This window comes from Cyclonatronum sp. (assembly GCF_022565315.1).
Taxonomy (GTDB): domain Bacteria; phylum Bacteroidota; class Rhodothermia; order Balneolales; family Cyclonatronaceae; genus Cyclonatronum.
In genome coordinates this window covers 1-9,643 of sequence record NZ_JAIUMX010000127.1, presented here as the reverse complement: position 1 = coordinate 9,643, position 9,643 = coordinate 1, and the positions used below count along the sequence as shown (strand labels likewise).

Genomic DNA, 9,643 nt, shown 5'->3' with positions numbered 1-9,643 from the left:
AGGGTGGTTACAATACGATTCATAAGTCCTGAATTTAATGCGGGGGTAAGAAAATCTGTGGGGTGGGGTTGGGCTGCGAAATGACCGGGGGGGCCGCTGACTGCGCCGGCTTTTGAAGAGGAGTCTGAGAGAATACCCTCATCAAACTGCATCTTCCTGATCAGCCGTTCGCGGTCTGCGGTCCGCGGTCAAAAATTTCGCTTATTTGATGAGCGTCATCTTGCGCGTGAGCACCTGACTGCCGGCCTGCAGGCGGTAGAGGTACACACCGCTGGAGAGGGCCGACGCATCGAAGCTCACGTTATGCACGCCCGCCTGAACGGTGCCGTTCACGAGCACTGCTACCCGCTGACCCTGCACATTGTACACTTCGAGGCGCACTTCCTCAGCGGCCGGCATCTCAAAGCGGATCATCGTTGTGGGGTTGAACGGGTTGGGGTAGTTCTGGCTGAGAGTGATTTCGCGCGGGAGCTCGCCGGCCGGTACCGCGGAGGTCGGGTGCGGGCTGATGGTGAGCGTAAGGCGGGCTTCCGGGGCGGCGTTCATATCGGCCGAACGGATGGCGACTTCGTGCCGTAGGGTTTCCGTCATACCCGACCGCCCGCTCATTTGAAAAGTGTAGGCAGCGGACTGCCGCAGATCAGTTACGGCACCGGTCAGGTTGTCAGTGAGCGTCACCTGCCAGTCGGGCGGGAAAGCGTCGAAGGCCGGCCATGTGAGCTCGACTTCGCCGGTGAGGGGCACGAAACTGCCGCCGCCCGGCTGCCATGCTTCGATATGAACCGGAAGGCTTAACTCGCCGGCGATTTCAAGCGGGAGGTTTTTGATGCTCAGGGCGCGGGAATCGGCCTCAGTGTACATCACCATAAAACTTCTGAAATCAATCGGGTACAGCATGGGGGCATCGTAGGAATTGTAACCGATGCTGCCTTCGTGGTTCAGGCTAATCCATAACTGGCTGCGCTGCTCTCCGTTGAGTCGTGCCCTGAGCTGCAGAGCCGGAAAATCAGCTGAACCCGTTCCCTGAAGGCCGTTACCGGTTCCGGGGCCGCCTCCCCCGTGCTGCTGCCGTGCGCGCTGAGGTATGGTGAGATTGGGAGAGCTGTTTTCTGACATCACCAAAAATCCCTCAAACGGATTGATTATGCCGCCTGTAAGGCTTCCGACACCTCCACCGGCTGCAGAGAAACTCAGGAATGCTCCGCCGGCTTCACCGCCCGGGGCATCACCCTCTTCAGCCGGTACATTAAAGCTGTAGGTGTAAACCACTCCGCCCACTCCGTTTCTGCTAAATTCACCGAATGCAACGGGCCGGTTGAAAGGATTTCCTACCAAGCTAAAAACTTCATTACCGGAATTGAGGCGGTCTGAAACGTTCACATCCCCCTGATGCTCAAGCCCTGTAAGGCTCAGGGTTTTGGGAAAACCACCGGTGATGCCGGGTTCGAGTGGATTGTCATCTGCATAAATAAAAACAGCAAAAGCGCGGCCCGGCTGCATCGGCTGATTGAGATCTGTAACTGGCTCATACAGGCCGGCTGTCGTAAGCTCCCGAATATTCGACGCTGCTTCTGGATCGTCGGATCCCGCTGCACCTTGTGTCCACAGGGGAGCGAGGAAATCAGCATAGGTTGCACCCTGCACGGGGGAGGAAAGCAGCCGCCATCCTTCCTGCTGCAAATCCGGGGTTTCGCTGTCGCCGATAGAAACGGTTTTGGTAGCAGGGTTAAAGTCGTTCATTTCCCGTACAGAAATATTGAACCCGGGGGTCGGATCGGTCCTCTCCGTTACAAACGCAATCACGTTCTGAGGCCCCTGCGGTACGACTTGGCCGACAAGGGGCGAAAAAAGGTTTCTGAAACGTCCGTTGAAGCCGATAATACTCGGATCGGTGATGTTTAGCCCTGTGCCGCGTGCCGGAAAAACGAGAGAGCCGTCAGCGCCCTGAAATTCAACGGAAGGAACAAGTACCTTGCGGGACTGGAAATTGCGGAGGTCGGCTCCGATGGCGGCGAGCGTAGTTTGCTGCGGAATAACCACGTTTCCGGTTGTCACGGGCGGGCCGAAATCAGCGACGGGCGTCATCTGCAGCTGTTTGAGGTGATCCCCCAGGGTGCCGATCAGAAAACCGACTTCATCCCCGATTGCGTATGGGGTGGTAATGATGCCTTCGTCGTCATCGATCTGAATGGCAAAACCGGTATCATCCTGGAAATACTTTGTGTTTCGGAAGGTTGAGATGACGGTAGCAATGGCAGAGCCGGTAACCCGGTAAATGGTGGTTTCATCAGGGTTGTCGAAGTCATACTGCGCCCGCAGCTGCTGCAGGTTATCGAGCTCAACCGCGCTGTCTATTCGTACATTTGCAATACCGATTGCGCGGGATGCACCGCTGGCATTGTTGCCTCTGTCGCTGCTCCAGCTCAGGGTGATCATTTCACCTGGCGCTATGCTGAGCCCGCTAACACTTACAGCAATGTTCCGATCAGCATTCTCACCAGTTGAATAAGCCAAACCGGGAACAAGCTGCCCGTTTAACGTGACACTCCATTCAGGATGACGTGGCTGGGTGACGCGTTCAACTCGCCCTGTATAAGCGATATGGAGGTCTGTGAGGGTGCGCCCTGTATCGTTAAAAAGTGATACAGAAGCCATAAAAGTGCCGGTCGCACTTGTGTGCTGAAAACCAAGAACGTTGTCATTGCCCAAAAGGCTGGCAGATGTGGTTCCGCTCGTCCACTGGTTAAAAGTTGATACACCTTCTGACGCATTTACAGACCATTCCGAAGGCAGGGTTTCAACACTGGTGAAATCTGAAAAAGCCTGTGTATATCCGTTCATAAGGCTTAATGCCGGTGGCAGATTTGTGGTAACAAGCAGATCAGTTAAGCCTATTTGCTTTTGTACACCCGTACCGTCCCTGGTAGTTTCCCAGCTGATCTCAATAATCTCGTGAGGTGCCGCATTCAGGCCGGTAAGTACAAATGCCCGCTGCTGATTCGTGTCGTTTACCGTGCTGTAAGCAAGTGCCGGTACAGCAACACCATTAACCGAAACTACCCAGGCAGGAGAGCCAGAAACATCACGGGCTGTCCTTCCCAGATAAGAAACAAAAAGATTCTGGAGAGCTGAGCCGGTATTGTTCACGACCCTCAGAGTAGCCGTAAACTGGTCTAAGGCTGCACCCATCTGTACCCCAAGGGTGTTTTCACCTCTTACACCAAGTGCGGTACCACTGCCGAATGCTCCCTGGTAGTCGGAGCTGGAAATTTCCCAGCCATCGGGCAAACTTTCTATACCGGTAAAGCTGCTGAAATTTTGGCTGTAAGAGGTCTGAAAGGTAATTAGCGGCAGCAATTCAAGAGAGAAATCCCGGAACCGTACTGCACTTGTTCCTCCGACCTTAACAAACCGAAGCCTGCCATCGGTTGTATTAAATTGTGTGAGCAAATTCACAGGTACCTCAATGGTTACATCATCAGAAATATTGGTACCCGTTTGTATAGTAGTAATAAAAACAGTTTCGAAGCTTTGGCCATCGTCACCAGAAACCTGCACAGCAAAGTCATGAGAGGGCCCTACAGCCACATTGCGGAGATCAAACCGGGCCCGAAGTGCTTCAAGCTGAGTGAAATCAATACGTGGTGTTTCAACAAAACCGTTGGCCGATATATCAATGCGGCCACCTGCAGCCGTGTTTAAAACCGCATTACTGAGGGTGAAGCCCTGGGCAACAGCAAGGTCAACATCTCCCTGTGTTCTGAATGTATTGGTATAGGGTATGGTGAAGGATGGAAAAACCGAGCCACTGAGGCTGACAACCGCATTACCGGCAGCCCCACCCCCTGAAATCGTAATATTCCCGGTATAGGTGCCTTCCGTCAAGCCTTCTGCAAGCCTGACGAATATTTCCCGACTTGCACTTCCGCCAGAATAGGAAAATGTTTCGGGTGAGTCCGCATTGCCAACCCATGATACTTCATCAAAAGAAAATTCAAAATCGGGATCAACTGAGACGCTGAGGGTACCTTCAGCCGGTGTAAGATTGGAGCCGGTAAGGGTGAAAGATTGGGAAGCTGAAGGGCCCAGACCGTTAGCATAGCTTAAGCCTGTGATTGTCGTTGGTGTAGCTGCAAGTAGTGGTACTGTAGCAGGATCAGAAGTGATGCTTATGTTATCTATAGCAATTTTAGGTCTATTTCCGGAACCACCTGTTTGCCCATTGTTCCAAACATAAAACCTGATAACAACCTGCGGAATGTTATTGATTGCTGAAGGGAGCGGAATGCTTGCAAGCGATCCAGATTCAGGAGTATCGTTATTGAATACCCTGGGAATTGTGTATCCTGCTAAATCTGTAAATGAAGCTCCGTTATCAATACTGTATTGAATTTTCAAATCAGAACTCCTGGGTGATGCATTAGCACTATTGACTATTTTCTCCCAATCGAGTGAAATTGTACCAGCAACTCTACCGGTCATGTCAAGGAGTAAGTCAGTTGCCGCACTATTTGTCCCTGTGGCAAGGAGAACCAAGTTTTCAGATCCTTTCTGAATACCCCCGGCAGTGCCACTGACAAATACAGTTGCATTATTAACCGTTGAATTTGTGGCAGTAGCAGCAACCCTCCAATTGTTAGCACCTATACCTGAAGCGTAATTATTTGTCCAATTGGAAATGTCACTGAAGTCTTGCGAGTAGTTTCCTGTTGATAAATCAAAAAAAGTTTGCTGCCCCTTCACCTCCTCCCCCATCGCGAAAGTGAGCAGCGCAAAGAGCAGCAGCGGGAGCAGGCTTAGTTTAAAGAGGGTGCTTTTGGAGTGTGCCTGTTTTTCAGAAGAGCTGTACGCTGTATTTCGTTGCGGTAACGCTAACGATAGTTTCTTGAACAACAACAATATCATCATCATCATCATCAGGTCAAGTGCTTTAGGGTTTTGGTGGAGAAGGGGTTGAGCAAAAGCATTACAGGTATTCAGCGGAACACGGCCTGAACTTAGAATTTTCTGTGAAAGAAGGGGGCCGGATAGGTTTCACGCAGCTGTCCCCGCAGGAATCAGTGCCCCGAAATCGTTAACCCCCATACTTTGAATTTCCGTAGTCCAAAAAACCGAAACCACTAACTTAATGTTAGCCGAATCCGTTCGAATTCGTAACATTTTAATCGGGTTTTTATATGCGCTTAAAATAAATGAACCGATTCTAATCTGCAAGTTACCATAGTGTTAAGGGCCATCTGTGTTACCCTTGTATGGAAGGGCTATTCGGTGCTTCCAAGGGCATCACCCTAACAGGTAATACCTGAGGACAGAACAAAGCAAACCGGTATATGTCCCGATGGGCGGCAGACGGCAGGTGTCTGCAAATCATTTCCGTGTTTGGTCTGTGTTTGGTCTGTGTTTGCTCCGTGTTTGGTCCGGGAAAACAGGTAAGCACCCGGGCCGCATCAGCCCGCAGCATAATCGCGGTACGGAGGTAGTACAGTGTTGGGAAGGGACATGGGTTTTTCCATCATCCCTCACGGCGCGGTTTCGGGGCAGGCCTCACCACCACCGCCGCCCCCCTCCTTTCCCGTAAGGGATACGGTGGCTATTGACAGTTTTGGCTGCCGGGAAAGGGGAAAACCTGGAGTTGGGTTTGGGGGAAAGACCGCTCGGTTCAGGGGCTACAAAGCTTGCCCACCCCACCGGAGCGCTCTCGGGGGCCGACAGCGCTCCCCCCTTTGACATACTGACATACTGTAAGCTTGCGCCCCCATCCGGCCTGATCCCACCCAAAATCCGCGTGCCATCAATCAGGCCGTATCCGGTTTTGTTTTGCGTTTAGCCCGAAAAGTGTTACCCTTTCCGGATAAAGTTGTTTTTTTTGATTTTTACCCTACTCTCATGCAAATTTTTTGGTCACCGGTTTTAAAGGCCGGTTTTAAGGTGTTTTGGTCTTTTACTGCCGGCCTTGTTTTTCTGCTTTCGGCTGCTTTTACCCCGCAGCTTTCCTCCGGTTTTCAGGTTTCGGCACAGGGGGTGGTGCTGATTAATGAGTTTCAGTCTTCCAATCAGTCCACCAAGGCGGATGCTGACGGTGATTTTGAGGATTGGATTGAGCTTTATAATGCCGGAGATACGGCCGTTAATCTCAGCGGCTTCGGTTTGAGCGACAACCCCAACCGTCCGTTCAAGTGGGTGTTTCCGGAGGTGTTCCTGCCGGCCGGGCAATATTTGCTGGTTTGGGCTTCGGGTAAGGACCGCCGCCTGCCGGCTTCGGAGCTGCACACCAATTTCAGCATTTCGGCCGGAGGTGAGCCCTTGCTGCTAACCCGGCCCAACGGCAGTACCGCTGATGCCATCCCGGCGCAGCGGCTGTATCCGGATATTTCCTACGGCCGCAAAACCGACGGCAGCGGCTTTGCTTTCTTCGCTTCACCAACGCCCGGTCGGGTCAACGAAAGTACCCCTTACGCGGGCATCACTCCGGCGCCGGAGTTCTCGCACGGGGGCGGATTCATTTCGGGCCCCGTCTCCCTAAACCTTACCCTTGAAGCGCCGCCTGCCGGCGAGGGCGATCCGCAGGCCACGGGACTCATCCTTTACACCCTTTCCCATGAGCAGCCCGGCTCCGGGGAGGATACGGCCGTGTACGGCGGGCCGATTACCATCAACGGAACCCGAATTGTGCGGGCAGTCGGGCTGTGGCCGGGCTACCTGCCAAGCGAGCCGGTAAGCGCGTTTTTCACCCGCATCACTCCTTCCGTGCAGGATTTCAGCTCGGATCTGCCGGTGATGGTGATGCAGGAACACAATATCACCGTTACACCGGGTGAGCGTACCCCCGTAAGCTACCTCTTCCTCGAACCCGGCGCCGACGGTCGCACGCGCTTCATCGAGAATGCCGCAATTTCGAGCCGGGCGGTGGCTAACATTCGCGGAAACAGCTCACAGATGTTCCCCAAAAAGATGTTCGGGTTTCATTTATATGATGAATTTGACCGGAGCCGGAATGAGGAACTCTTCGGCATGCCCGCCGATCACAACTGGATTTTGTATGCCCCTTACAGCGATAAGTCACTGATGCGCAATGCGATTGCCTACCACTTGGGCACCGCGCTGCACGGCTACGCCCCAAGAACCCGCTTCATCGAGCTGTTCCTGAATCCGGGAAGCGCAGCTCTGAACGAGAGCCATTACCACGGGGTGTATCTGCTAACTGAGCGCATCAAGTGGGGAGAAGGCCGGGTCGAGATTCCGCGTCCGGGCCGGGATGAGAGCGATATGGGTGCCCTCAGCGGCGGCTACATTTTTAAGAAAGACCGGCTGAATGAAGGCGACAGCGGGTTTTCGACGAGCCGCGGCACCAAGTTTGCCTACGTGCGGCCGCAGGAAGCGGATATCACAGCTGCGCAGCGCAACTACCTGCGGGGCTATCTGAACAATTTTGAGACCGCGCTTTTCGGCAATGATTTTGCGAACCCTGCCACCGGCTACCGGGCCTGGATCGATACGGAGACCTTCATCGATCACTTCATCATCACCGAGCTGCTCAAGGAAATTGACGGCTACCGGCTGAGTACCTACCTCACCAAAAACCGGCACGAAAAGCTGCGGATGGGTCCGCTGTGGGATTTCAACCTGAGCCTGGGCAACGCCAACTACCTGAGCGGCGAAAACCCCGAAGGCTGGTACTACACGCAGCTGGCGGGCGGCAACGACTGCTTTATCGGCTGCGGCATCCGCGACTGGTACGTGCGCATGCTTCAGGATCCGGCTTTTGCGGCACAGCTGCGGCAGCGCTGGCAGATGCACCGGCAGAACGTGCTTTCTGAGGATTATCTCAACGCCCTGATTGATGCCAAGCAGGCGGAGCTGGATGAAGCACAGCAGCGGAACTTCATTCGCTGGCAGATTCTCGGGCAGCATGTATGGCCCAATTACTTTGTGGCCGATACCTGGGAGCAGGAGCTCGACTGGATGCGCAACTGGCTGATGACCCGCCTGGACTGGATGGATGCACAGCTGGAAGATGCAGATGAAGTGCGTGAACCCCGCCTGAGCAACTTTTTCTTTTTTGGGGATCAGCTTCCTAACAACGCCCCGCTGGAGGAAATCGGCAACCGTTTTGCGGTGCTGGAGGATGCGCGCATCACCTTTGAATCGGCCCTGAGCGGCTACCCTTTCAGCGCGGGTCACCCGGACTGGCGGCGCGCCTCCATGGAGCGGCGCAACAGCCCTACGGAGCTGAACTACCGGGAGCGGGGAAACGCGAACATCCCGTTTGGGGAAGCCAATATGCGCGGCCTTCAGGTGAAGCAGCCCTTCACGGGTGATGCAGGTGAGAACGCCCTGATTTTGCACCTGCCTGCCTCGGAAACCGGCGCGCTGCTGCTGAGTTTTGCCGCGAAGGATGAAGGAGCTGCGGAGTATCTGGAAATCAGCTACTCGGTAACCAACGGCGAGCCGGTGTGGCGCACCGACGGCCTGAATCAGCACATCCTGCCTCTGGGGCAGGACTACCGTTTATACACTGTTGATTTCAGATTGATTGAGGAAGCCAATCAGAACCCCGATTTCAGGGTCAGAATCCGTTTCGGTGGCACCGATATGTCGGCGGATGAAGGCAACCGGGTTACCTTCAACAACTTTGCGCTGGAGTACCGGCTGAACGGATCGGATTTTGTGAACCTCCCCGAAGAGCTACCCCGCGCGCTACAGCTCATGCAGAATTACCCCAATCCGTTCAATAATAACACCATCTTCGAGTTTACCATACCGGATGAAGGGTTCACCGAATTATCGGTGTACACCGTCCTGGGCCAACGCGTTTCCGTTGCGGTGAGCGACGTATTACCGGCGGGCACCTACCGCATCCCCTACAACGCCTCGGGCCTGGCAAGCGGAGTGTACCTCTACCGCCTCACCCACAACGACAGATCGGTATCACGGAAGTTTTTATTGATTAAGTGATTGTTTATTTGTGGTGTATGGTCGCGGGCCTCTGGTCCCTGATTTCTGGTCGCGGGTCGAAGACCGTGGGGCTTTGAATGGAGGGAGCAACTCCCAAAATTCACCCCCCCCGCCCCGCAATCAAAAATGCCGGCCCAAAACCCCGATACCCATCCACGCCCCGATGCGCGCAATTCCCCTCTCGAGAGGGGTGCCCGGGTGAGCGCAGCGAACGGGCGGGGTGTGAACGCCCCGATGCCGGCTTTCACCACGGCTGACACGTAACCATGCTCACGAAGTTGATTTTACTGCATCGGGGCCGGGGCGAGGCTCCGAAGGTCACACCCCGCCCCGACGGGGGTTTCCCTTTTTGGTAGTTTTGGTGTGTTACGGCTTGGTCGCCTTCGGCAGCTATTGTGCCGGGGGCACCCCTCTCAAGAGGGGATTCTCCCGCATTTTGGGCATTTCGATGCTCATAAGCGCTGGATTGGCTGCGGGTTGGTGTGTTTACCGGTTTTTTGGGCATTTCGGAGTTCAGAGGCTTTTCTTAGCCTACGGGTGAGAATCAAAAATCCGCGTAAATCCGGCCAAATCAGCAACATCCGCGTGCCATCATCGCGTGGATTCGTGCGATACCTGAGGTTTGTATTTATTATTAGGTGATTTCGCTTTTGTAGCCGGTATGCCGCTGTTATAGGACGTCATCAGT

Annotated in this window: 2 protein-coding genes; one reads left to right on the top strand and one right to left on the bottom strand. The window is 54.1% G+C overall.

Translation table 11 applies throughout. The features are described 5' to 3' along the window. Window positions 1–201 precede the first annotated feature (201 nt). A complete protein-coding gene (locus tag LAT75_RS13925; RefSeq protein ID WP_291483287.1) occupies window positions 202–4,398 on the bottom strand; it encodes a T9SS type A sorting domain-containing protein in 4,197 nt (1,398 codons plus the stop codon). 1,488 nt (window positions 4,399–5,886) lie between these two features. On the opposite strand from LAT75_RS13925, the gene LAT75_RS13920 reads away from it, so the two are divergent. After that, window positions 5,887–8,955, top strand: coding sequence for a CotH kinase family protein (locus tag LAT75_RS13920; protein WP_291483286.1), 3,069 nt, complete (start codon window positions 5,887–5,889; stop codon window positions 8,953–8,955). Window positions 8,956–9,643: the final 688 nt, after the last annotated feature.

Excerpts from the sequence above, each read along its gene's own strand:
- LAT75_RS13920 (WP_291483286.1), top strand. The coding sequence starts at position 5,887 with ATGCAAATTTTTTGGTCACCGGTTTTAAAGGCCGGTTTTAAGGTGTTT.